22 protein-coding genes and 1 tRNA gene are annotated in these 22811 nt (G+C 53.6%); all 23 read left to right on the top strand.

Going from position 1 to position 22811, the window contains the following annotated elements:
- Positions 1 to 34: 34 nt before the first annotated feature.
- The 23 genes from fabF to AC4ED1_RS00505 all read left to right on the top strand — a co-directional run bounded on the left by fabF (position 35) and on the right by AC4ED1_RS00505 (position 22809).
- The gene (gene fabF, locus AC4ED1_RS00395; protein ID WP_490935425.1) at positions 35 to 1279 is read left to right on the top strand and encodes a beta-ketoacyl-ACP synthase II; all 1245 of its coding nucleotides are present in this window, start codon (positions 35 to 37) and stop codon (positions 1277 to 1279) included.
- Between the two features lie 91 nt (positions 1280 to 1370).
- The gene (rnc, locus tag AC4ED1_RS00400; protein WP_490935426.1) at positions 1371 to 2060 is read left to right on the top strand and encodes a ribonuclease III; all 690 of its coding nucleotides are present in this window, start codon (positions 1371 to 1373) and stop codon (positions 2058 to 2060) included.
- A gap of 43 nt (positions 2061 to 2103) precedes the next feature.
- Complete coding sequence (smc, locus tag AC4ED1_RS00405) at positions 2104 to 5679, top strand: chromosome segregation protein SMC (RefSeq protein WP_490935427.1); 3576 nt, start codon at positions 2104 to 2106, stop codon at positions 5677 to 5679.
- 81 nt (positions 5680 to 5760) lie between these two features.
- Positions 5761 to 6159: a YqzG/YhdC family protein gene (locus AC4ED1_RS00410; protein WP_490935428.1), complete on the top strand. Its 399-nt coding sequence runs from the start codon at positions 5761 to 5763 to the stop codon at positions 6157 to 6159.
- A 236-nt stretch (positions 6160 to 6395) separates the two neighbouring features.
- Positions 6396 to 7322: a signal recognition particle-docking protein FtsY gene (gene ftsY / locus AC4ED1_RS00415; protein ID WP_490935769.1), complete on the top strand. Its 927-nt coding sequence runs from the start codon at positions 6396 to 6398 to the stop codon at positions 7320 to 7322.
- A 76-nt stretch (positions 7323 to 7398) separates the two neighbouring features.
- Positions 7399 to 7767 (top strand): putative DNA-binding protein, encoded by a 369-nt coding sequence (locus tag AC4ED1_RS00420; RefSeq protein WP_490935429.1) that lies wholly within the window; start codon positions 7399 to 7401, stop codon positions 7765 to 7767.
- 30 nt (positions 7768 to 7797) lie between these two features.
- Positions 7798 to 9159 carry a signal recognition particle protein gene (ffh, locus tag AC4ED1_RS00425; protein WP_490935430.1) on the top strand — a complete coding sequence of 454 codons (1362 nt, stop codon included), beginning with the start codon at positions 7798 to 7800 and terminating at the stop codon, positions 9157 to 9159.
- 70 nt (positions 9160 to 9229) lie between these two features.
- Positions 9230 to 9493, top strand: a complete 264-nt coding sequence (gene rpsP / locus AC4ED1_RS00430) for a 30S ribosomal protein S16 (protein ID WP_490935431.1) — start codon at positions 9230 to 9232, stop codon at positions 9491 to 9493.
- A 28-nt stretch (positions 9494 to 9521) separates the two neighbouring features.
- Positions 9522 to 9749: a KH domain-containing protein gene (locus tag AC4ED1_RS00435; RefSeq protein ID WP_490935432.1), complete on the top strand. Its 228-nt coding sequence runs from the start codon at positions 9522 to 9524 to the stop codon at positions 9747 to 9749.
- 147 nt (positions 9750 to 9896) lie between these two features.
- A complete protein-coding gene (gene rimM, locus AC4ED1_RS00440; RefSeq protein WP_490935770.1) occupies positions 9897 to 10424 on the top strand; it encodes a ribosome maturation factor RimM in 528 nt (175 codons plus the stop codon).
- Positions 10424 to 11194 carry a tRNA (guanosine(37)-N1)-methyltransferase TrmD gene (trmD, locus tag AC4ED1_RS00445; RefSeq protein ID WP_490935771.1) on the top strand — a complete coding sequence of 257 codons (771 nt, stop codon included), beginning with the start codon at positions 10424 to 10426 and terminating at the stop codon, positions 11192 to 11194. Before rimM ends, trmD begins: the two co-directional genes overlap by 1 nt.
- Positions 11195 to 11347: 153 nt before the next feature.
- Positions 11348 to 11434 (top strand) — tRNA-Leu (locus tag AC4ED1_RS00450).
- A 367-nt stretch (positions 11435 to 11801) separates the two neighbouring features.
- Complete coding sequence (locus tag AC4ED1_RS00455) at positions 11802 to 13520, top strand: hypothetical protein (RefSeq protein ID WP_490935433.1); 1719 nt, start codon at positions 11802 to 11804, stop codon at positions 13518 to 13520.
- 144 nt (positions 13521 to 13664) lie between these two features.
- Positions 13665 to 14315, top strand: a complete 651-nt coding sequence (locus tag AC4ED1_RS00460; RefSeq protein ID WP_490935434.1) for a zinc-ribbon domain containing protein — start codon at positions 13665 to 13667, stop codon at positions 14313 to 14315.
- A 150-nt stretch (positions 14316 to 14465) separates the two neighbouring features.
- Positions 14466 to 15482 (top strand): AcrVA2 family anti-CRISPR protein, encoded by a 1017-nt coding sequence (locus AC4ED1_RS00465; protein WP_490935435.1) that lies wholly within the window; start codon positions 14466 to 14468, stop codon positions 15480 to 15482.
- Between the two features lie 60 nt (positions 15483 to 15542).
- Complete coding sequence (locus AC4ED1_RS00470) at positions 15543 to 15833, top strand: SEC-C metal-binding domain-containing protein (RefSeq protein ID WP_490935436.1); 291 nt, start codon at positions 15543 to 15545, stop codon at positions 15831 to 15833.
- 892 nt (positions 15834 to 16725) lie between these two features.
- On the top strand, positions 16726 to 17166 hold the full coding sequence (locus AC4ED1_RS00475) for a c-type cytochrome (RefSeq protein WP_490935437.1): 441 nt from the start codon (positions 16726 to 16728) through the stop codon (positions 17164 to 17166).
- 16 nt (positions 17167 to 17182) lie between these two features.
- The gene (gene nosZ, locus AC4ED1_RS00480; protein WP_490935438.1) at positions 17183 to 19042 is read left to right on the top strand and encodes a Sec-dependent nitrous-oxide reductase; all 1860 of its coding nucleotides are present in this window, start codon (positions 17183 to 17185) and stop codon (positions 19040 to 19042) included.
- 78 nt (positions 19043 to 19120) lie between these two features.
- Positions 19121 to 19684 (top strand): hypothetical protein, encoded by a 564-nt coding sequence (locus AC4ED1_RS00485; protein WP_490935439.1) that lies wholly within the window; start codon positions 19121 to 19123, stop codon positions 19682 to 19684.
- Positions 19681 to 21054 (top strand): nitrous oxide reductase family maturation protein NosD, encoded by a 1374-nt coding sequence (gene nosD, locus AC4ED1_RS00490; protein ID WP_490935440.1) that lies wholly within the window; start codon positions 19681 to 19683, stop codon positions 21052 to 21054. The genes AC4ED1_RS00485 and nosD overlap by 4 nt, the downstream gene beginning before the upstream one ends.
- On the top strand, positions 20991 to 21788 hold the full coding sequence (locus AC4ED1_RS00495; protein WP_490935441.1) for an ABC transporter permease subunit: 798 nt from the start codon (positions 20991 to 20993) through the stop codon (positions 21786 to 21788). The genes nosD and AC4ED1_RS00495 overlap by 64 nt, the downstream gene beginning before the upstream one ends.
- Positions 21785 to 22456, top strand: a complete 672-nt coding sequence (locus tag AC4ED1_RS00500) for an ABC transporter ATP-binding protein (protein ID WP_490935442.1) — start codon at positions 21785 to 21787, stop codon at positions 22454 to 22456. The genes AC4ED1_RS00495 and AC4ED1_RS00500 overlap by 4 nt, the downstream gene beginning before the upstream one ends.
- Positions 22453 to 22809, top strand: a complete 357-nt coding sequence (locus AC4ED1_RS00505) for a FixH family protein (RefSeq protein WP_490935443.1) — start codon at positions 22453 to 22455, stop codon at positions 22807 to 22809. The genes AC4ED1_RS00500 and AC4ED1_RS00505 overlap by 4 nt, the downstream gene beginning before the upstream one ends.
- The last annotated feature ends 2 nt before the right edge of the window (positions 22810 to 22811 follow it).

Below are 22811 nucleotides of genomic sequence, written 5' to 3' on the forward strand. Positions count from 1 at the left end.
GTCCATTTTTTAAAAAGGCAGAGTGATTTCCCACATGAGAAGACGAGTGGTTGTGACAGGAATGGGGGTTATCTCCCCTGTCGGCAATGACGTCGCGACGTTCTGGGACAGCCTTGTTGCCGGAAAATCGGGCGTCGGCAGGATCACCCGCTTTGACGCTTCCGAATACCCTTGTCAAATCGCGGCGGAAGTGAAGGATTTTAACCCTGAGAATTATATTGACAAGAAAGAGGCACGCCGGATGGACCGGTTTGCCCAATACGCGGTGGCGGCCGCCAAAATGGCGCTGGAAGACAGCAAGTTGCAAATCACGGCAGAAAATGACGAGCGGATCGGCGTATATGTCGGTTCCGGCATCGGCGGATTGGAAACACTGATGGAGCAGCACCAAATCCTGTTGGAAAAAGGCCCCCGCCGGATCTCGCCGTTTTTTATCCCGATGATGATCGGCGATATGGCTTCCGGACAGATTTCGATCATGCTCGGGGCGAAAGGCCCCAACTCGTCCCCCATTTCCGCCTGCGCGACCGGCACCAACGCGATTGGCGACGCATACAAGATCATTGAGCGCGGCGCAGCGGACGTGATGATTACGGGAGGATCGGAAGCAACCGTGCTGCCGATGGCGATTGCGGGATTCGCGGCGGCGAAAGCGCTGGCGACCGCTTTCAACGACGCGCCGGAAAAGGCGAGCCGTCCGTTTGACCGCGACCGCGACGGATTCGTCATGGGCGAGGGAGCCGGCATCCTGATACTTGAAGAACTGGAGCACGCCAAGCGGCGGGGTGCGCCGATTTACGCCGAAATTATCGGTTATGGCATGAGCGGCGACGCGTATCATATCACGCAGCCAGCCCCGGAAGGAGCCGGAGCGGCCAGAGCGATGCGCGAAGCGATTCGCGATGCGGGCATCCGGCCGGAAGACGTCGATTACATCAACGCCCACGGGACTTCAACCGACTACAACGACAAATACGAGACGATGGCGATCAAGAGAGTGTTTGGCGATCACGCTTACAAACTGGCTGTTTCCTCAACCAAGTCGGTAACCGGCCATCTGCTGGGAGCCGCCGGCGGCGTCGAAGCCATCGCCTGCGTCAAAGCGATTCAGGATCAAATCCTGCCGCCGACCATCAATCTCGACAATCCGGATCCCGAATGCGATTTGGATTATGTCCCGAACAAGGCGCGTCCGGCAGAGATTCACGTCGCCATGTCCAACTCTTTGGGATTCGGCGGGCATAATGCGTCGATCCTATTTCGAAAATATGAAGAGTGATTCGTACCGATTTCTGCCCCGGCCGGGGGCATCCGTTTTTTGCGAGGGGCTGCCGCCGGGGCGTTACGCTGATCAATCACAGGTGAGAATTGTGGCTGGGAAATTCGATTTGTTGCAACAATCCCTCGGTATCCGGTTTTCCAATCTTGCTTTGTTAAAACAAGCGTTCACCCACGCGTCTTACCGCAACGAACATCGCGGTGAGAACGGACAGGACAACGAGCGGCTTGAGTTTCTGGGAGATGCCGTACTGGAACTGTTAGTCAGCGAGTATTTGTTTGCCCGTTACCCGGCCTTGCCGGAAGGGGAATTGACGCGGATGCGGGCGGCGATCGTCTGCGAGCCGTCGTTGGTGAAGTTCGCGGAAAAACTCCATTTCAACAAGTACATCCGCCTGGGGCGGGGGGAAGAACTATCCGGAGGAAGGAAGCGGCCGGCTTTGCTGGCGGATGTGTTTGAAGCGTTTGTCGGTGCTTTGTATTTGGACCAGGGGCTGGAGGCGGTGAGATCGTTTTTGCAGACTTACGTGTTGCCGGAGCTGGAAAACGTGCACGGCCTGTTGCTCTCTGACTTCAAGACGCTGCTTCAGGAGCATGTGCAACGTGAAGGTCTTGGCGTTTTGTCTTACAGAATTCTTGAGGAGCGGGGACCTGCCCACAACCGGGAATTTGTCTCGCAGGTTTTTATCAATGACATTCCATACGGAAAAGGGACGGGCCGCTCGAAGAAGGAAGCGGAACAACGGGCGGCGCACGATACGCTGACCCTATTGGGACGTTAAACCGCAACCGGATAATGTGTCAGGAATCGGGAGTGGTGTTCGTTTGTATCTGAAACGGATGGAAATCGTGGGATTCAAATCGTTCGCCGACCGCACGGAACTGGAGTTTGTTCCCGGCGTGACAGCGGTGGTGGGGCCCAATGGTTCCGGCAAAAGCAATATCTCTGACTCGATCCGCTGGGTGCTTGGCGAACAGAGCGCCAAAAGCCTGCGCGGTGCCAAAATGGAGGATGTGATCTTTGCTGGCAGCGACACGCGGAAGCCGGTCAATTACTGTGAAGTGTCGCTGACACTGGACAACAGCGACGGCACATTGCCTTTGGACTACAACGAAGTGACCGTCACCCGCCGCGTATACCGTTCCGGCGAGGGAGAGTATTTTATCAACAAGCAGGCCTGTCGGCTGAAGGATATTGTGGAACTGTTCATGGACACGGGTCTTGGGAAAGAGGCCTATTCGATCATCGGGCAGGGACGGATCGACGAGATTCTTTCCAACAAAGCGGAAGATCGACGCGGCATTTTTGAAGAAGCGGCGGGAATCGTCAAATACAAAGCGCGAAAACGGGAAGCGGAAAAGAAACTGGAGGAAACGGCGGCCAACCTGGTGCGCATCGGGGACATTATCGGGGAGTTGGAAACCCAGATCGGACCGATGCTCGAACAGGCGGAGACCGCCAAGCGGTACAAGCGGTTGAGAGAGAACCTGCAAACTTTGGAAATCGCCTTGTGTGTTCATGATATTGAAGAACTGCATGCCCGTTGGCAACAGGAAAAAGAACAGGGTGCCAAACTAGAGGACGAACTGGCGGCACAAACGGCTCTTGTGGCGGGGCAGGAGTCCCGCTACGAGCAGTTGCGCTGGCAGGCCGAACAACTCGACAAGATGATGGAGGCCAGCAACAAAAAGCATGTGGAAGTGGTGGCCGAATACGAAAAGGCGGAAGGGCGCCGGGAAATACTGCAGGAACGCCACGGGAACCTGCAGGCCGGGCAGGCGGAGCTGCAGTCGGCCATCGCCAAGCTTGAGGGGGACCTGCAGGAAAAAGAGCGGCAGTTGACGGAGGAAACGGACAAGCTAGCAAGGCTGACGGCGGAGCGGGACGGAATCCGGCGCGAACTGGACGAGAAGCTGGACAGCGCCAAGGGATTTGTGGACCGGGGGGAACTGGAAGCGGAAATCGAGCGGCTGAAAGCGGATTTGATCGAACAACTGAACGAAACGGCCGGGAAACGAAACGAGTTGAAAAACATTGAAGCGAACAAAAGCAGCTTGCTCCGGCGGATTGAAAAGATGCGGGAAGACGAGGCGGAACTGCGGGAGCGGATCGTCGCGTTGGACGAATCCCTGGCTGAAAGCGAGTCCGCGCTCAGCGAACGGCGCAGGCAGGAACAGGCGCTGCAGAAGCGTTTCGAGGAACAACGGCGATCCGCCGCCGGCCGCACGGAAGAGAAGGAGCGGTTGCTTGCGGCGCTTCGCCAGCTTCAGACGGAGAAAGCGTCTTTTCAATCGCGGTATGAATTGCTGCGAGACATGCAGCAGGAATACGGCGGATTCTCGCAAGGCGTCCGCACCATTTTGCAGGCGGCCGGCAAAGGTCGCGTCGTCGGCATTTGCGGGGCGGTCGCGGAGTTGATGCACGTGCCCGCGCAGTATGAGACGGCAATTGAAACGGTACTGGGCGGGGCTTTGCAGAACGTTGTCGTCGAGTCGGAGAAAGCCGGCCGTGACGCGATCCTTTTCCTGAAACAAACCGGTGGCGGCCGGGCGACCTTTATGCCGCTTGACGTCATGCGCGGACGGCTGCTCGGGAGAAACGAGCGAACTGCCATTGAAGGGCACCCGGGTTACATCGGAATCGGCGCCGAGAGGGTCCGGTTTGCCGAAAAGTACCGGCCGATTGCGGAATATCTGCTGGGACAGGTGGTGATCGCGAAAACCATCGCCGACGCGAACGCGTTGGCCCGTCTGCTGCAGTACCGTGTCCGCGTCGTGACGCTGGACGGCGATGTCGTCAACCCTGGCGGCGCAATGACCGGGGGCAGCCAGCAGAAAAAAGGCACCAGCCTGCTCGGGCGTCAACGGGAAATCGAAGAGATGGAACAAAAGATCGCCTCTTTGCAAATGCAGCTGGCGGATGTGCAGCACAAGCTGGACACGTTTGAAGCAATGGCGCGTCAAACGGAGGTGGAGTTGAACGAAACCGCCCAAAAGCTCGAAGCAGAGCGCGCGCAGATTCACTCGCTGGAGGCGCAAACGCGTGAATTGGGAGTTCAAAAACGGTCGGTCAACGAGCGGTTGCAGCTTGTGACCCTGGAACATCAGCAATTCGAAAAGGAACTGTCCGGCTGGAACCGCAAGGAGGAGGCGCTGCAAGCGGAGCTTGCGGCATTGGACGCACGGGTCAAGGAGTTGTCGGCGCAAGTCGATCAGGCGCAAGCGTTGTTGAAGCAACAGCAAAGCGTCCAAGCGGATATCTCGGAAGAAGTCACCGGGTTCAAGGTGCGCTTGGCGGCGCTCGATCAGGAAATCGCGTCGACCAAAGCGAACGTGGCCCGGATCGAAAAAGAACGGGCGGCGGTGCTGTCCGAATTGCAAGACAAGCGGAGCGAACTAGAAGCAACACGGGAGCGAATCGAGCGGACGCAAGCGGAATTGGAGGAAGCGGCGGCACAGTTGACGCTTTTGGAACAGCGCCGGGCGGAAGCGCAGCGAGCGCTGGAGGAAGAACTGGCCCGCAAGCAGGAACTTCACAGGAAGATGGCCGACGAGGAACACAAGGTGCGGGAAGCCCGGCTGGTGCTCAAGAATCTGGAGAATCAACTGCACCAGATCGAAGTGAAAATCAACCGCCTCGATGTGGAGTTGAACACCGCTCTTGCCAAGCTGGCGGAAGATTACCGCATTTCCTTTGAATTGGCAAAAGAGCGGTATCCGGTACCGGAAGACGTGCCGGACGCCAAACGGCAGGCGGCCGATTTGCGCAGGAGCATCGAGGCGCTGGGCGAGGTCAATCTCGGAGCGATCGAAGAGTACGCCCGAATGCAGGAACGGCTTGGCTTCTTGACGGAACAACGCGATGATTTGCTGGAAGCGCGGGACAAACTGAACGAAGTGATCGCCGAGATTAACCGCGAGATGTCCAAACGGTTTACGGAGACGTTTGAAGCGATCCGCGGACAGTTTCATGACGTGTTCAGCCGTTTGTTTGGCGGCGGGCGGGCAGACCTGATTTTGGCGGATCCGGACAATCCCCTGACCACCGGGATTGATATTGTGGCGCAGCCTCCCGGCAAGAAATTGCAAAATCTGGGGCTTTTGTCCGGCGGAGAACGGGCGTTGACCGCGATGGCGCTGCTGTTTGCGGTTTTGCACGTCAAGCCGGTTCCCTTCTGCGTGCTGGATGAAGTGGAAGCGGCGCTGGACGAAGCGAACGTCAGCCGTTTTGCCGAATATATGCGGGAATTTTCGGCCCAGACGCAGTTTATCTGCATCACGCACCGGAAAGGCACCATGGAACACGCGGACGTTCTGTACGGCGTGACGATGGAGGAATCCGGCATTTCCAAGCTGATTTCCGTCAGGCTGGTGGAGCGGCAAGAGATTCAGACCGCATAAGCCGGCGGACTTTTTGTTCCAAACGGAGCGAGGATAGCCTCTTTACCCTTTGCGGAAGACTAGGAGGGAGGAGGTGACGCCGTGCACCGGATTCAAAGCTGCTTGTATCGACCTTATAAAAGGTGGCGGTTTGCGTTGCAGCGACGATGCAGCCGGGTCTTGTTGGCGGTGGCTTTGGCTGTGCCGGGACCGGCGGCTGCAGCGATGGCGGATACGTGCCACGCGATGCCGCAAACGGAACCGTCCTATGCGAAGTGGGGAAGGCTGGCGATGGCGGAGACGAAGAAAAAATATCCCGGTGCGGCGATCGTCGATTACCGGCACGTCGGCCGCCAAACGAAATCATCGGCTACGACCGAGGAAACGTTCAAGCTTTGGCTCAAGAACGGCAACCGGGAATGGGGCGTTTATGTGCGGATTGTGTTTGAGACATCCAGCGAGCGGGTCGTGTCAGTCACTTTTCAGGAAACAAAGCGGTAGTCCTTCGAAAAAACGGCGATTTCGGCGGAACCATCGCCGCTCATCACGAAACGGCTTGGCAGGTGCCCATGCCAGCCTATGCCCCACCAAGTCCATGCCAGACTTCCGTGTCTTCTTGTTGTTCTGTATGGCGAAAAAGAGATATAATTAAATTTATGAGGTGAACAACACGGCGGACCTGAGCGGCTCGGGTCCGCTTCAAATTGCTGGACAGCGCAAACGAGGCAGGGATGAACATGGGATTTTTCAGCAAGTTTAAAGAAGGGTTGAGCAAGACCCGCGACTCGTTTCTGGAGAAAGTGGGGGCGGTCTTTAATCGCCGGAAAATCGACGAGGCGTTTTACGAAGAACTTGAGGAACAGTTGATCATGGCGGATGTCGGCGTCAACACTGCGATGTCTTTGCTGGAAGAACTGCGCGCCGAAGTGAAAAAGCGAAGGATTGAGAATGCGGCCGATCTGAAGCCGGTGCTAAAAGAAAAATTGGCGGAATTGATGGGGATGGAAACGGTGGCGCTAAACCTCAACCCTTCCGGCCTGACGGTGGTCATGATCGTGGGTGTAAACGGTGTCGGGAAAACCACCACCATCGGCAAGCTCGCCCACAAATTGAAAACGGAAGGCAAAAAAGTTATTCTTGCGGCGGGAGACACCTTTCGGGCCGGCGCGATCGAACAGCTCGAAATCTGGGGGCAGCGCGTCGGGGCGGATGTGATCAAACATCAGGCGGGATCGGACCCGGCGGCCGTCGTCTATGACGGCGTACAGGCGGCGAAATCGCGCAAAGCGGATGTTTTGATCGTCGACACGGCCGGTCGTCTCCATAACAAGACCAACCTGATGGATGAACTGAACAAAGTCTATCGTGTGTTAAAACGGGAAATTCCCGATGCGCCGCACGAAGTGCTGCTCGTGCTTGACGCGACGACCGGTCAGAACGCTCTACAGCAAGCGAAAATATTCGGCGAAGCGACGGGGGTCACCGGCCTGGTTCTGACTAAGCTGGACGGGACCGCGAAGGGAGGCATCGTCATCGCGATTCGCCACCAGATGCGAATTCCGGTGAAATTCGTAGGCCTCGGCGAGAAAATCGACGACCTGCAGGAATTTGACCCGAACCAGTTTGTCGAAGCGTTATTTGACTCCTCACAAAGTGATTCTTGACATTCTTTAACGGTTCCAGTATTATGAGGTTTGTGCTGTAAAGGTATATATCTTGACAGGCGGAAGGCGTGGTCAAATGCTTGAGAAAACCACACGCATGAACCTGTTATACGATTTTTACAGTGCGTTGCTGACCGAGAGGCAGCGCACTTTTATGGAACTGTACTATTACGACGATCTGTCGTTGGCGGAAATTGCAGAACAGTATAACGTCTCCCGGCAGGCGGTGTACGACAACCTCCGCCGTTCCGAACTGCAGTTGGAAGAATACGAACAGAAATTGCGGCTGCTCGAACGGCATGCGAACCGGATTCGCTGGTGCGGCGAACTGGCGGAGAAAGTGCGGAGCCTGCCTGTGGACGAAGCTCTCAAGGCCGAGTTGACCGGTTATATCCGGTTGCTTTTAAACGACGGGGAAACCGGATCGGACGAAGACGAAAGCTGACGCGCAACAATCCAGGAGAGGAGGGGGCCCATGGCGATTTTTGAAGGATTGTCGAGCAGGCTGCAGGAGACTTTCCAGCGCCTGCGCGGCAAGGGAAAGCTGACGGAAGACGATGTCAAAGAAGCGCTGCGGGAAGTTCGTTTGGCGCTGCTGGAAGCGGACGTGAACTTTAAAGTCGTCAAAGAGTTCATCGAAAAAGTCCGGGAACGAGCCGTCGGCCAGGAAGTGCTGCAAAGCCTGACGCCCGGCCAGCAGGTCATCAAGATCGTCAACGATGAGTTGACGGAGTTGATGGGAGGAACGCAAAGCCGGATCGCGCAGGCGGCCAAGCCGCCGACAGTCGTGATGATGGTCGGCCTGCAAGGGGCCGGCAAGACCACGACGACGGGGAAACTCGCCAACCTCCTGAAAAAACAAAATCGCTATCCGCTGCTGGTGGCGGGCGACATCTACCGCCCGGCCGCGATCAAGCAGCTGCAGGTGCTGGGAGAGCAAGTGAAAACCCAGGTGTTCTCGCTGGGCGATCGGGTAAGCCCTGTTGAAATCGCCAAGAACGCGGTGGCCCACGCAAAATTGCACGGGTTCGATTACGTATTGATCGACACCGCCGGCCGTCTGCATATCGACGAAACCTTGATGGACGAGTTGAAACGGATCAAGGAAGCGGTGAATCCGGATGAGATCCTGCTGGTGGTTGACGCGATGACCGGCCAAGACGCGGTCAATGTGGCCGAAACCTTCCACCGGCAGCTTGGCATCACAGGCACGATCCTGACCAAGCTGGACGGGGACACGCGGGGCGGCGCCGCACTTTCGATTCGGTCGGTGACGGGCACGCCGATCAAATTTGCCGGGATGGGCGAAAAGCTGGATGCGCTGGAACCGTTCCACCCCGACCGAATGGCCTCCCGGATTCTCGGCATGGGGGATGTCTTAAGCCTCATCGAAAAAGCGCAGGCGAACGTCGACCAGGCGAAAGCGCAGGAAGCGGGCAAGAAGCTGATGAGCGGGGAATTCACGCTGGAAGACTTCCTGGAACAAATGCAGCAGATCAAGAAAATGGGACCTCTGCAAGACCTGCTCGGGATGCTTCCGGGTTTTGGCAGCCACAAGGCGCTGCAAAACGTCAACATCGACGACAAACAAATCGCCCGCGTCGAGGCGATCATCCGCTCGATGACGCCCCGGGAGCGGCGGGACCCGAAGATCATGAACGCCAGTCGCCGGCGCCGAATCGCGGCGGGCAGCGGAACTTCCGTGCAGGAAGTCAACCGTCTGCTGAATCAGTTCGCCGAGATGCAAAAAATGATGAAACAGCTCCCCGGACTTGCCAAGAAACTGGGCAAGAAAAAAGGGAAAAAAGGGTTTGGCGGTTTCAAGTTTCCGTTTTAACCATGCATTCCCTTTTGGGGCATGAATGGATATAATACTAACTTGACTTTGACCAGGAGGTGAAATGCAAATGGCAGTGAAAATCCGTTTGAAGCGCATGGGTGCCAAGAAAGCTCCCTTCTACCGCGTTGTTGTGGCTGATTCCCGCTCTCCGCGTGACGGCCGTTTCATCGAGGAGATCGGTACTTATAACCCGGTCACGCAGCCGGCTCAGATCAACATCGACGAAGAGAAAGCGATCAAATGGCTGAAAAACGGTGCGCAACCGTCCGACACCGTTCGCAGCTTGTTCAGCAAGACCGGCATCCTGAAGAAAGTTCACGAGATGAAGTAAGTCCATTCCATTCATGGAGGGCTGGCTGATGAAAGAGTTGGTTGAACTTATTGCCAAAGCGCTCGTGGATCACCCTGACGAAGTTCGCGTCACAGAATCGACGAGAGATCATGATGTGGTCTATCAATTGACTGTAGCACAGGGTGATGCCGGAAAAATCATCGGCAAACAGGGACGGATTGCCAAAGCGATCCGGACTGTCGTGGCGGCGGCCGCCTTGCAGGAAGACAAGCGGGTAACCGTCGAGATCATGTAGAAAGGGCCGGAAATCACAGGGTTCCCGGCCCTCATTTTTCTTAACTCCGCAAAGTGCGGGAAGCTTCGGAGAGAGTTATCGGGTATTTTGCGGATCCCCCGAATTGAGAACGGCAGGGAAAACGGTTATGCTGTACAGAAGGATGTGATGGTTTTGCAGGAACGATTGATACGAGTCGGATCTCTCGTTAACACACAAGGCATCCGGGGCGAAGTCCGGGTGATCAGCCACACCGATTTTCCGGAAAAACGGTTTGTGAAAGGCTCCAGGCTTTTGCTTGTCCATCCGAACTTTCCGGAGCCGGTGGAACTGATTGTCGAGTCGGCCCGCGTCCATAAAAGTTTTTATCTGCTGAAATTTGTCGGCCATCCTTCCATCAATGACGTGGAAAAATACAAAGGCGGCGAACTGAAAGTCCCGGAATCGGAGTTGGCGCCGCTGCCTGAAGGAAGCCACTACATTTACCAGTTGGTCGGCTGCCGCGTAGTCACCGAAGAAGGGCAGGAATTGGGGGAACTGGTCGAGGTTTTGCAGCCGGGAGCGAATGACGTCTATGTCGTAAAACCCCCGAAGGGCAAAGACATCCTGTTGCCGGCGATTCCCGATTGCGTGAAAGAAGTCGATGTGGAGAACAAGTTGATTCGCGTTCATCTGATGGAAGGTTTGATGGATTGATGAAAATCGACATTCTCACGTTGTTTCCTAGCATGTTTACGGGCGTTCTCTCCGAGAGCATCATCGGCCGCGCCCGTTCGACCGGGACTGTGGAGGTCCGCGTTATCGATTTCCGCCAATTTTCCACAAACAAGCACCATACGGTGGATGATACTCCCTACGGCGGAGGAGGCGGCATGGTATTAAAGCCGGAACCGATTTTTGCCGCGGTGGAATCGCTGATTGAACCTGACCGGGCAAAACCGAGAATTATCCTCACCTGTCCGCAAGGGGTTCCTTATACGCAGGAATTGGCTTTGGAACTGGCGAAAGAAGAGCATCTGATCCTGATCTGCGGGCACTATGAAGGGTATGACGAACGGATCCGCCGGCATTTGATCACCGACGAACTCTCCATCGGCGATTATGTGCTGACGGGAGGGGAGATCCCGGCGATGGCGATTGTCGATTCGGTGGTTCGTTTGCTGCCGGGGGTGCTCGGAAACGACAGATCGGCGGAACTCGATTCGTTCCGCAACGGCCTGCTGGAACATCCTCATTACACGCGCCCTTATGAATTTCGCGGCTGGAAAGTGCCGGATGTCCTGGTTTCCGGCCATCATGAGAAAATTGAGCAATGGCGCCGGCGGGAGTCGTTGCGCCGCACCTATCTGCGGCGTCCCGATCTGCTGGAGCGTGCCGTTTTGACCGAACAGGACCGGGAATGGTTGAAAGAAATCGCCGCAGAAACCGTTTCCGAAAACCGCGGGTCCCCTCCGCGGACACCATGATCTGTATCCCTGCGCCGTCTTTGGAGGAGACCCCAATGTAGAATATGCGGTAGGTTCCCGATTGGTTCTTTTGGAGCCGGGAAAAACATTGAAAACGGCGGAAATTCGTGATATCATAATCGATGTTCGAAACGGGCAAGCCCGGTTTCATTTGCCGGCGTGGCGGAATTGGCAGACGCGACGGACTCAAAATCCGTTTCCCGCAAGGGAGTGGGGGTTCAAGTCCCTTCGCCGGCACCAAATACGCAACGAAGCTCTTAAGGATAACTTGTCCTTAGGGCTTCTGTTGCGTACCGGAGGTGCTCGGGCATGATCTCGAAAAAGCTGGACAAGGAAACGGCTGAACAATAATCCCACGATTAGCAGGGAAAATCCGTCGAGATCAAAAGGCCAAAGGACGGAGGCTCAAAACTCCGGATGCATTGATAATCGCCACAGCTTTGGAGCAAGCATGAATAAAAGCTCAAGCCATTCAACGATCTATGTTGGTGGCTTTATTTACTTATTTGATACAATATGACTATAAGCAGTACCCGTACAGGGCGATGATCTCCGTCGCCTCCGGCGCATATCCGTACGGACGAGCATATAAGAAAGGAGCTTGAGCATGGCTGCACTGAGCTACAAGGAGTTTATCGAAGAGGTACGGACGCGTATAAGCCGGTTTACGGCAGATGATTTCCGGGACCTGATCTTGTATTGGGCCAGTGAAGAGCCTTTATCCAAAAGACAAGCATTTCTGAACAAATTGATCCCCCGTGAGCGGGGGAAGCAGGAAGCTCTTCCGGATGCGACCAGATTGATTGAGGAGATAGAAGCTTTTGCCCAAAGAGTGGAAGATGGCGAGTATTGCGACGGATGGGGGTGGGATGAAGATATCCATGAAGAGCGGGACTGGGGCAACGAAAGCTGGGCGCGGGAAATGGACGGCTTTTTCCTGCAAACGAAAAGCCTGCTGCTGCAAGGGGATTACGCGTCCGCGGAAGAAGCTTATCTGAAATTGTTCGGCGTACTGGAGATGGGCGAAGAGCCGGGACATCTTCCCGGAACGGACTACGCGAACATGCTGGAGGTCGATCTGGACGAGCAGGTTGCCCTTTTTCTCCGCTGTGTCTATATGAATTCAGCTCCGGAACAACGGCCGGCTTCGCTATACAATGCGATGAAAAGATACGGGTATCTGGGCTCAGGCGTTACGCTAAAAAGCATTACCGGCGCATTAGACGTTTCGCTGCCGGATTTTGACGTTTTTTTGGCAGATTGGATTGAATTTTTGAAAAATCAAGGTCACTGGCAGGTCAGCGAGTGGCTCAGGGAAGCGGTTTTCATGAAAGGCGGCGTGCCGGCGATTGCCGAGTTCGCAAGGGAATATGCGGCAACGTATCCCTTGGCCTATATGGACTGGATAAGGGCCCTGGAGGCGGAAGGCGACATGGATGCGATCATCCGGGTGGCCCGGGAAGGGCTGTCCAGGATTCCACGGGACTACACGGTTAGGGCGGAGGTCGCGGATGTCATTGCGAAACTCGGTGAGAGCCAGGATGACCCGCAGTTAAAGCTGGAGGGGCACAAAGAGAGCTTTTACTCGTCCCCTTCCATGGAACGTTTGGTTGATTTGTATACGACGGCCATTGAATGCGGTTGCTTTGAAGAGATTCGCGAGGAAGCGGAGCAGAGGATGACGGAACTTCGAAGCAGCAGCGGGACACTCTCGAACAATGGCTACAATCGCGAGCGGCATATGGCTTACGTGCAGGACGGAGTCTTTTTTAATGCGTTGCTGTTGGCGGGAAAATATGAGGAGGTATTTGAACATTGTCGCAAGGCGGGTCCGCTTGGATGGAGCAACAGCGACAACCCTAAGCCTGTAATGGTCGCTTATCTGATGATCGTGTTGTCCAAAGGGGGAGAGAGCGCGAAGGTTCTGCTCAAGCAATGGGAGGATGCGATCGGACAAACAAGCGGTCATGGCGGCGCGGAGTATATCGGGAAGTATCGGAGCGTTATTGAACATACGATAACAACGATTGCGCTGACCGGAGAGCAGGAGCAGTTTTTTTTGAAATGGTGCATGGACGAGGTCGGAAAAAGAGTGGACGCGATTGTGGGCAACCAGCATCGGGGGAGCTATCATAAAGCGGCGGGGTTGTTGGTCGCGATGGCCGAGACTTTGGCGAACAGGGGAGAGAGGCAAGCTGGCGCCAATCTGATTGAAAAGTATAGAAGCAAGTACCCGCGGCATAGCGCTTTCAGAAACGAGGTTTCCGCGGCTATGCAAAGGTCGAAGATTTTCGAGTCGGGCGCATCGGCAAAAGGAACAAGATGATGAAGCAGGTTGTCGTTGCAGGATGGCATTCAAGCTTTACTTGTTTGACGGGCGAAGCTGACGATTCTGTTGATTATGAAATCGATAAAGTTTGTTGAAACGAGCCTTGCCATTTGGTATTCTCGTAAAGGGAATGAAGCATGTATGAGTGACTATATTCGGTTTACTCAAGCGGCACAAGAGTTTGCCAATAAAGCGAAAAATCTGGCCTCGGTCCTGGAAGTTGTCCTGTGCGGGTCGATGGCAGCCGGCGATCCCTATCCCGGCGACATTGATCTGGCTGTCGTTTTGTCTAATCTGGACGAGATTCCGCAACTTGCGCGGTTTTGCCGGCAAATCTCATCCACCACGCATGCCTGGGAGGTATTCATATTCGCAACTGACAGAAAATACCTTGGCCGAATTTGTCACAAACGCGAGTGCCCCGCCCGCTATCCTTGCGATGCGATAGACTGCGGCAAAACTCCTCACTTGCGAAACATTCGCGGTTTCCGTTTCAACAAGAATCTGTTTCTCGCTCCCGAATTGAAGGTGCTATGGAAGCGTCGTGAAGAAAGTGTATTGCTTGCCTGGCGTAAAGAATTGAATCTGACAGCGCCAAGTCTTGAAATTTACGAACCGGTTCGGCTCAAATGCTGGGAATGCGGAAATCGGTTCATTTTCGAAGCATCGGAGCAAAAATATTTTGCCAAGCGTGGATGGGACGATCCGAAGCGTTGTCCGGAATGTCGGGAGAAGCGATGGCTAGAACGCATGGGGATCGGCTTTGCGGAAGATGTTGACGATGATTTCTAGTCAGGAAGAGCGGGAGGAGACAGGATGTTACGATACCATCCGGAACGGTACAGGCATTCGAGACCTTTTACTAAGCAGATTGTAAACTATTTCAGAAATCACGTTTCCGATGGAATGCCTTCTTTGGAGCAGCTTAATGAGATAGCCAGAATGATCATGAAAAAGTATAACGAAGATGTAAGCGAACTGCCCTTTGAAAAGAGGCCTGCCGACACACGCCTCATTTCCAAAGAAATCAACTATGCTATTCACTACGCCGTATTTGCCGTGCACGGACGGAATATCTTTCATTTTGAACCGGAGATGGTCGAACAATTCAGGCAGACCGATATTGACGAGGTGCCGGTGTCTGCGCTCTCTTTCCCTTACAAATCCTTTTATATGAGCTTTGGCAAACAAACGGATTTGGATTTGTGGGGAGATGGGAGTTTTGTGGATGGGGCGTACATATCCGTTTTGCCCGGTATGCCGCTGCAAATCATCCTCTCGACCATCCGCCATGATGTGGATTACCGGGATCGGACCAACTGGATCACCAATCCGGATCGATACTATTATTTGCCGCTTGCTTTGGATCGGCCGGATGCGTCGGTGGCAACCGTTGTTGCGGAGGCGCTGGAGGAAGAACTCCAATCCCGTGACAGGAGCGGCTTTCCCGATCAATCGGGCATTTACGAAATCGACGGCCGTTCCATCGAAGTGCGCGACAACACGCATCACTCGTCAAAGCTGGAAGCGGCTGAAATCCGGGAAGGATTTGACGTCTTCAAGGAAGCGCTTCGGCTTGTGATCAACGGCCTCTGCTATATCACCTCTTATATGGACGATACCGAAGAGCGGTGGCCTGACGACACGCCACAGGAACTGCTGGAGAGGTTGAACAAAGCGACCAACAAAAGCAGCCGCCAAAAAGTGCTTGCCGAATTGCTCTCAAGGGGCTACAGCAAAGTGAAGTTTTGCGGAAAACATTCGGCGAGCGATCGGGTCACCGTGGTCCCGACCGGCCGGGAATTGACTGCCCATTGGAGAAGAGGCCATTGGAGGAATCAGGCATGCGGCCCGGAACTGAAAGAACGGAAGCTGATATGGATTATGCCCGTGCTCGTTCGACAGGACAAGGGATTGCCTGAACGAGGCCGAATTTATTCAGTAGAGGAAAAGCCTTAATTAGCGGACCACATGTTGTTGGGCCCGCGGATATCTTTATTTAAGGAAAGGAGAATGATCATGCTTCCACTCGGTTCGGACCAGCGTCCTATTATCGTAAAGGTGAAAACGGAAGAGAAAGGGCGGAAGGTTGCTCAAATCTGCGACCATTTCGGTTGGAAGTTTATCATGGGTTTCGAATATTCCGAGGATTTGACCGACTTGAAGAGAGCCCTGAAAGAAAAAATGAGCCCGGCCAGTGTCTATGATTTATGCCCATGCGGCAGCGGTGATAAATATAAATTCTGCTGTGGAAAAAAGATGAAAAATTTCGATTTGGACAAGTTTATTGCCGAATTTGAGACAAGATGACAAGATGAAGCTCTTTGCCGAAAAAACAAGGAACCCACTTTAAGGGTTCCTTGTTTTGCATAAACAGCAAGCTACGAAAAAATCCTCATATTTTCCACAGGACTGAACTTCCGATGCTGCTGAACCTCTGACCTGAACATTCGGATGTAATGACGGATACGTTAAGCGCCTGAAGGCAGACGCAGCCGCTTATCGATTGGCTTGAACGGCATGTCGGGCCTTCCACTTTGACTTGCCGATGACAAAAAAACGGCCGCCGCAATCTCCGGGCGTTGCCATGCACCTTCGACTCCTTTCGAAAGCCCTTATTCCGCGCGGGCAAATCGGACGTGCAAAAAACGACTTATTTTGTACATAAACCCAACTGCAGCAAATCTTTATACCAAGGAGAAGGAATTTTCCCTACATTTGTAAAAGTTCTTTATTGCAGAACAGACTTTGAGAAGGTTTACCAGTTACTAAGAGCTAAGTCAATGCGCTAAGGTGTACGATGGACGAGGAGAGCCTGAGATCAGAAACCCGAAGGTATTGGGATTTGCAACAGTGTCATGAGTCGATCGGCCTGGTGCTGGAATGGTGATTACCGAATATTCAATGTTCGGTACTGTTGTGTACCAGCTTGTTGCGGACTCTGGGAATGCAAGTAAAAACTTTGTAACCTCGACCACCTGGGTTCCGTATTTTTTGTCATTCTTGTGATTCAATGATAACAATCATTTTAAATGTAAAATTAAACAATTTAATTTGTAGATATTGTGAAGTGTGATAAAAATCACCACCGGCCAAAGTCTGCCAATACCATAATGTAATAAGGTAAGCGACAATTTTCACTTGCCGGCTGCAAAAGCCAACATCAAGAAAGCCAACATCAAGACAGAAAGGAGGCTGCGATTTGAAAAAAGACAGCATTGTCATCTTTTTGCTGTGCTTTGCTGTCGCGTTTGGCGGAGGGTATTTGGTTTGGCACAAACAACCTCCCGCGGCAAAAGTCGCCAACAACGCGGAAAAAACCACACAAAACGGCCAAGGGGGCGCAAATCCGAACGCTTCCGAAGCAAAACCGGTCGCTTCAAAGGAGGGAGAAATCTTTGCGCAGCGCGGCTGCACCGGCTGCCATGCGGTGTCAGCCCTGAACGTGCAGGGCGGAGCCACCGGTCCAGACCTGTCCCAGGCGTACACGAACGTTCCGGGAAAACACGGCATGTCGCTCGAAGAGTTTCTGAAAAAACCGGACACTGCCGTCATGTCGGGGGTTCTTGGCAGCAAACCGTTGACGGATGATGAGAGAAAGGCGATCATCGCCGCTCTGAAAGCCGCTTCCGAAAAGAAATGAGGACGGAGGGATAGGAATGAAGAAAGCGATTCCGGCTGTATCGGGGTTAGTGGCCGGATTTTTGGTGGCTACCGTTTTTTTCGCGGAATTTACGACGGTAGGCCCGAAATCCACGGCGGCAAACAGCAAGGCGGAGAAAATGTACGTACCTTTCGGACAAAAAGATGAGTATTACTTATTCGCTTCCGGCGGACACTCCGGCCAATTGTTTGTGTATGGGGTTCCTTCCATGCGCAAAATCCGGACGGTGCCCGTATTTTCTCCCGATCCCGCGACCGGTTACGGTTTTGACGCGGAAAGCAAAAAAATGTTAGGCGGCTATACTTGGGGCGATTTCCATCATCCGGCTTTCTCCGAAACGAAAGGCGAGTATGACGGGAAATATATGTTTGCCACAGATGTTGCCAACAACCGTGCGGCAGTTATGGATCTGAAAACATTTACCGTGAAAGACATAATCCAGACACCGAACACGAGCGGTCCTCACTGCGCCGCATTCGTAACGGAAAACACGGAATATCTGTTCCTGCCGACCCGTTTCCCGGTCCCTTTGAATCGTGACTATGCTCCTTTGGATGATTTCCATACGAAATATAAAGGAGTTATGTCGGCCATTAAATTTGACGAACAAAAACAAAAGCTGGAGCTTGCTTATCAAGTGATGCTGCCGCCTTGGAACTATGATTTGTCCGATGCCGGGAAAAAGGGGTCCGCAGATTGGGCGGTGCTGACCACTTACAATACGGAAGAAGCTACCACGAACCTGGAAATTAACGCTTCCCAGAATGACAAAGACTACATTATCCTCTTTAACTGGAAAGAGCTCGAAAAAGCTGTCAATGAAGGAAAAGCCGACAACGTGAACGGCGTTAAAATGATTGACCCGGCGAAACTGAAAACGGGAATCTATTTGGTGCCTGTTGCGAAGTCTCCGCACGGAGTGGACGTTTCCCCGGATGGCAAATACTATATCGCTTCCGGCAAACTGGCCCCGCTGATGACCGTCTTTTCGTTCGACAAAACATTTGAGGCGATCAAAAATAAGAAGTTTGTCGGCGAAAAGTACGGGATTCCGGTGCTCGATTACAATGCTGTCATGGAGCGGGAAGTCAACCCGGAAAACGCGCTCGGACCGCTGCACACCCAGTTTGATGACAAAGGGTTTGCGTACACGACCATGTTTATCTCTTCCGAAGTCGTCAAGTGGAAATACGCTACGGGTGAAGTGGTAGACCGCGTGCCCGTACACTATTCGCCCGGCCATCTCGCCGCCGCGGAAGGAGACTCGGCAAGTCCGAAGGGACATTGGATCGTGGTGCACAACAAACTGTCGAAAGACATGTTCCTGTCGGTCGGCCCGTCCCATCCGGAATCGGCATCGTTGATCGATATCTCGGGCGATAAGATGGAGGTTGTCGCAGAAATCCCGGTTGACCCGGAACCGCACTATGCGCAGATGATCAAGGCGGACAAGATCAAGACGATCAATGTCTATCCGAAGGATGAAAAGAATCCGCTTGCCGTTTACGATCAGAAGGCCGCTCATATTGAACGGAAGGGCAATGAGGTTCATGTGTACGGCATCGCGATGCGCTCCAAGTTTATCTTCGATGCGAAAGCGCAGCGGCCGGACGCTTTGACGGTAAAACAGGGCGATCATGTATTCTTCCATATCACGAATCTGGACATGGATGAGGACATTACACATGGTTTTGGAATCAATAATTACAACCTGAATATGGAGATCCAGCCGGGTGAAACGAAGACCCTGGAGTTTGTGGCGGATAAAGCGGGCACGTTCCCGATTTATTGCACGAACTTCTGCTCGGCTTTGCACCAGGAAATGACCGGCTATCTGTTGGTTGAGCCCAAATAATGTTGGAAGCTGGAAAATCGAAAAGGGTATCGGCTTTGATACCCTTTTCAAATTTCAGAAATTGGAGGCGACACCGTCATGTCGAAACAGCTTTCCGTTTCTTCCGCCATCGGATTGGTGGTCGCGGCCGCTTTATTGGTGGCGTCCCTGTTTTTCCCTTGGTGGGGGATGAATTTTATCGCGCCCCAGTATCCGGAGGGACTTGACATTATTGTCTATCCTTACAAACTGGACGGACGGATCGACATCATCAACGGGCTGAACCATTATATCGGGATGAAAGAATTCAGCGAGGAATCGTTTCCGGAACTGAAATTTTTGCCGTATCTGATCGGCGGCATGGCGCTGCTGACATTGATTGTCGCCTGGCTCCGCAACAGGACGTTGCTGTATGTGCTGATCGGCATTTTCCTTGCGGGAGCCGTTTTGGGACTCTATGACATCCATCGGTGGCTCGCTGATTTCGGCACCCATCTGGACCCGAAAGCGCCCATCAAGATCAAGCCGTTTGTACCGCCGATTCTCGGCGAAAACCGGCTGGCGAATTTTATTACCCACAGTTATTTCACATACGGCTCATTTCTGGCCGGCTTGTCGTTTTTGCTGATGTTGCTGCTGCTTTGGAGGGATCGCAGGAGATGAAAAAAGCAGCGGCTTTGTGTGCGGGGGTGTTGGTTTGGCTGGGAGGTGTCCCGTATGCGGCGGCTGAAAGCCCGCTACAGGCACTTGTGGATGCCACACCCGAGAATGGAGTTCTCACTTTGCCGAATCAGACGTACGAGGGGAATGTCGTGATAGCGAAGCCGCTTACCATTCGGGGTTCGGGTAGCACTATGATCAGGGGAGACGGACAGGGAAACGTGATTACGATTCAGGCGCCCCGTGTGCAATTGGAAAACCTCACAATCCAACACAGCGGTTTTAACAGGAGTTCTGACGAAGAGTACGCCGCAGTCAAAGTGATGGCCGATCACACGCGGTTGCAGGACCTGAAAATTTCCGATTCGTACCACGGCGTGTATCTGCTGAACGCGAGCGACAACGAAATCGACCATGTGGAAGTGACGGGACTTGGCAACGACGAAATCGCCGATCAGGGAAACGGCATCCAGTTGCTCCATTCCCACCGCAACAAGCTGGTCAACAACGTGATCAAGGGCACAAGGGACGGGATCTACTTTTATTACGCCGACGGCAATCGGGTTGAAGCGAATCAGATTCGCAACACCCGCTACGGGCTGCATTACATGTACGCGGATGAAAACCAATTTTACCGCAACCTTTTCACCGGGAACACCGGCGGAGCGGCGATCATGCTGTCGAAGCGCCTTGAACTTAAGGAAAATGAGTTTTCGTTTAGCGAGGGAACGCAGGCGTTTGGATTGTTGCTGCAAGAGGCGCAAGACGTGCAGGTGGAGGGGAACCGCTTTTTCCAAAACCAACGGGCGCTGTTTCTGGACCAGTCACAAAACAGCCGGTTTGTCGGCAACGAATTTGCCCACAATCAGGTCGGGGTTGAAGTGTGGGCAAGTTGCAACCATCTTGTTTTCACGGAAAACCGGTTTTTCTCCAATACGGTCCCGGTCATTTCCGTCGGCGGTCAACGCGATAACAAGTGGAGCGAAAACCGGAGGGGCAACTATTGGGGACATGAGGTTCCGTTGCTGGATTTAAACCGGGACGGGATCGGGGACACCCCTGTTGAATATACGTCTTCTTTGCACAAATTGCTGAAGGAAAACGAGCTTTTGTACCTGTTTTTGCACAGTCCAGCAGTTTCCGTGTACGAAAAGACGGAGCAAATCCTGAAAAAACAGGAAGTGATGTTCAGCGATTCCTATCCGCTGCTGGAGCCGGGCGAGTCCGGAATGTCGGTCGTCTGGCCGGCCGGATTTTTGCTGGTGATCGGCGCGGCGGTCTGGATGCGGCAAAGGAGGGAGAGCAGGCGATGGCATATATCTGGAAAGAATGGAAGGAACAAACCCGGGGCAAAGGGTTATGGCTTGCGCTGAGCATGGTCGTGCTGGTATCGGCCACCGTGTTGCTGCAATCCCGCTCTTTTCCGTCCGAACAGGGGTTTGCCGTCTTTTTGCTGTCTTTGTATGAGATGAACGTGTATTTGATCCCTTTGTTGAGTTTGTTTCTTGCTTCTTTTTCCGTCATGCAGGAGAAAGAGCACAAAACTCTGATGATGCTGGTCACGAAAAAGGAATCCTACGGCAGTTTTCTGTTGAAAAAAAGCGCGGCGGTACAAACCGTGACCTTGCTGGTGTTTGGCGGGTGGTATCTGGTGTTTGCGCTGCCGATGAAACTGGTTCTGCCGTTTCACCCGGCCGCTTTCCTCGCTTTTCTGCTCGCGGTGACGGTGCTGCTCGTCGTGTTCAACCAGATCGGCCTGTTTCTCGGAAGTGTCTGCGGCACCCGGATGCAGTTGGCCGGAGCGAACATTTTTACCTGGTTTTTGTTTGTGTTCCTGCTCGATCTCGGGTTCCTGTATTCCCTTCCTGCCGTCAATTATGACAATATCCGGGTGTTCTCGCTGTTTTACTTCCTGGATCCGCTGCACGCCCTGCATTTTTATCTGGAGACGGCACTGGGCCTGTTTCCGTTGAATCATTTGTCACGGCTGATGCAGAAAATGGTGTGGCTCGCTCCCGCCAAATTTTTACTGATCGATCTGGTCGTCTGGACGGGGATCTCGTTCGGGCTTGGCGTCTGGCTTCGTTCAAGGGGGGAGAGAGCATGATCGTAATTAGAGATTTGACCCAGTCATACCGGAAAAAGGAGGTCCTGCGGCAGGTCAATCTCGTCATCGAAAAAAACGAGATCTGCGCGCTGGTGGGCCGCAACGGAGCGGGAAAATCAACTTTGCTCCATTCGCTGCTCGGCTTGCTTCCAGTCAAGCGGGGTACGGCCAGCTTCAACGGCATCCCGCATTACAGACAGGAATGGAAAAAGATTGTGGCCTACTTGCCGGAAAAATTCAATTTGTATCCGCAGATGACCGGCGAGGAGAACATGCAGTTTTTTGCGACCCTCGGCAATCACCCGCCCGACGAAAGGAAAATGGAAGAGAGCCTGCGCTTGGTCGGTTTGTGGGAGCATCGCTCGCAGCCGGTCAAAGGGTATTCGAAAGGGATGCTGCAGCGGCTGGGGCTCGGCATTGTGCTCTACTACGGGACGGAGATTCTGATTCTCGACGAACCGACAAGCGGGTTGGACCCGGTGGGGCGCAAGGAGATTCTCGGCATTCTCAAAGCTTTGGAAGGGAAAACGATCTTTTTCTCGTCCCACCATATCGACGAAATTCGGCAGGTTTGCACGCATGTCGCTTATCTGCGGGACGGAACCCTCGACAAGTACACGGTGAACGAATTTTGCGAGCAGTTTGCGGTGGGAGGTTCAGCACTATGAAAAAAATTTTGGCATGCCTGATGCTGGCGGGCCTGTTGCTAACCGGCTGCAGTTCGGCGAAATGGGAGGCGGAAGTGCAGGAAGCTCCGCAATACAAGCCGGAACAGGAAGTGCCGCTCAAACTCGCGATCAAGGAAAACGGGCAGCCGGTTTCGGGGCTGCAGGTGAAAGCTTCGCTGGAAATGAAAAAAATGGATCACGGCAAAATCGAGGTGCAATTCACCGACCGCGGCAACGGCACCTATGAAGGAAAAGCGAAACTGCCGATGGGCGGCGAATGGATCGCCAACTTGCGGATGAGCAAAGGCGGTGAACAGAAAGAACAGGTTGTGACATTTACGGTTAAACAGTGACG

The organism is Effusibacillus sp. SKA8, from assembly GCF_058273125.1.

What these genes read in the sequence shown, in the direction of transcription:
- fabF (WP_490935425.1), top strand. Translation starts at nt 35, where the DNA reads ATGAGAAGACGAGTGGTTGTGACAGGAATGGGGGTTATCTCCCCTGTC.
- ftsY (WP_490935769.1), top strand. Translation starts at nt 6,396, where the DNA reads ATGGGATTTTTCAGCAAGTTTAAAGAAGGGTTGAGCAAGACCCGCGAC.
- AC4ED1_RS00420 (WP_490935429.1), top strand. Translation starts at nt 7,399, where the DNA reads ATGCTTGAGAAAACCACACGCATGAACCTGTTATACGATTTTTACAGT.
- ffh (WP_490935430.1), top strand. Translation starts at nt 7,798, where the DNA reads ATGGCGATTTTTGAAGGATTGTCGAGCAGGCTGCAGGAGACTTTCCAG.
- rpsP (WP_490935431.1), top strand. Translation starts at nt 9,230, where the DNA reads ATGGCAGTGAAAATCCGTTTGAAGCGCATGGGTGCCAAGAAAGCTCCC.
- AC4ED1_RS00435 (WP_490935432.1), top strand. Translation starts at nt 9,522, where the DNA reads ATGAAAGAGTTGGTTGAACTTATTGCCAAAGCGCTCGTGGATCACCCT.
- rimM (WP_490935770.1), top strand. Translation starts at nt 9,897, where the DNA reads ATGGTTTTGCAGGAACGATTGATACGAGTCGGATCTCTCGTTAACACA.
- trmD (WP_490935771.1), top strand. Translation starts at nt 10,424, where the DNA reads ATGAAAATCGACATTCTCACGTTGTTTCCTAGCATGTTTACGGGCGTT.
- AC4ED1_RS00455 (WP_490935433.1), top strand. Translation starts at nt 11,802, where the DNA reads ATGGCTGCACTGAGCTACAAGGAGTTTATCGAAGAGGTACGGACGCGT.
- AC4ED1_RS00460 (WP_490935434.1), top strand. Translation starts at nt 13,665, where the DNA reads ATGAGTGACTATATTCGGTTTACTCAAGCGGCACAAGAGTTTGCCAAT.
- AC4ED1_RS00465 (WP_490935435.1), top strand. Translation starts at nt 14,466, where the DNA reads ATGATCATGAAAAAGTATAACGAAGATGTAAGCGAACTGCCCTTTGAA.
- AC4ED1_RS00470 (WP_490935436.1), top strand. Translation starts at nt 15,543, where the DNA reads ATGCTTCCACTCGGTTCGGACCAGCGTCCTATTATCGTAAAGGTGAAA.
- nosZ (WP_490935438.1), top strand. Translation starts at nt 17,183, where the DNA reads ATGAAGAAAGCGATTCCGGCTGTATCGGGGTTAGTGGCCGGATTTTTG.
- AC4ED1_RS00485 (WP_490935439.1), top strand. Translation starts at nt 19,121, where the DNA reads ATGTCGAAACAGCTTTCCGTTTCTTCCGCCATCGGATTGGTGGTCGCG.
- nosD (WP_490935440.1), top strand. Translation starts at nt 19,681, where the DNA reads ATGAAAAAAGCAGCGGCTTTGTGTGCGGGGGTGTTGGTTTGGCTGGGA.
- AC4ED1_RS00495 (WP_490935441.1), top strand. Translation starts at nt 20,991, where the DNA reads ATGGCATATATCTGGAAAGAATGGAAGGAACAAACCCGGGGCAAAGGG.
- AC4ED1_RS00500 (WP_490935442.1), top strand. Translation starts at nt 21,785, where the DNA reads ATGATCGTAATTAGAGATTTGACCCAGTCATACCGGAAAAAGGAGGTC.
- AC4ED1_RS00505 (WP_490935443.1), top strand. Translation starts at nt 22,453, where the DNA reads ATGAAAAAAATTTTGGCATGCCTGATGCTGGCGGGCCTGTTGCTAACC.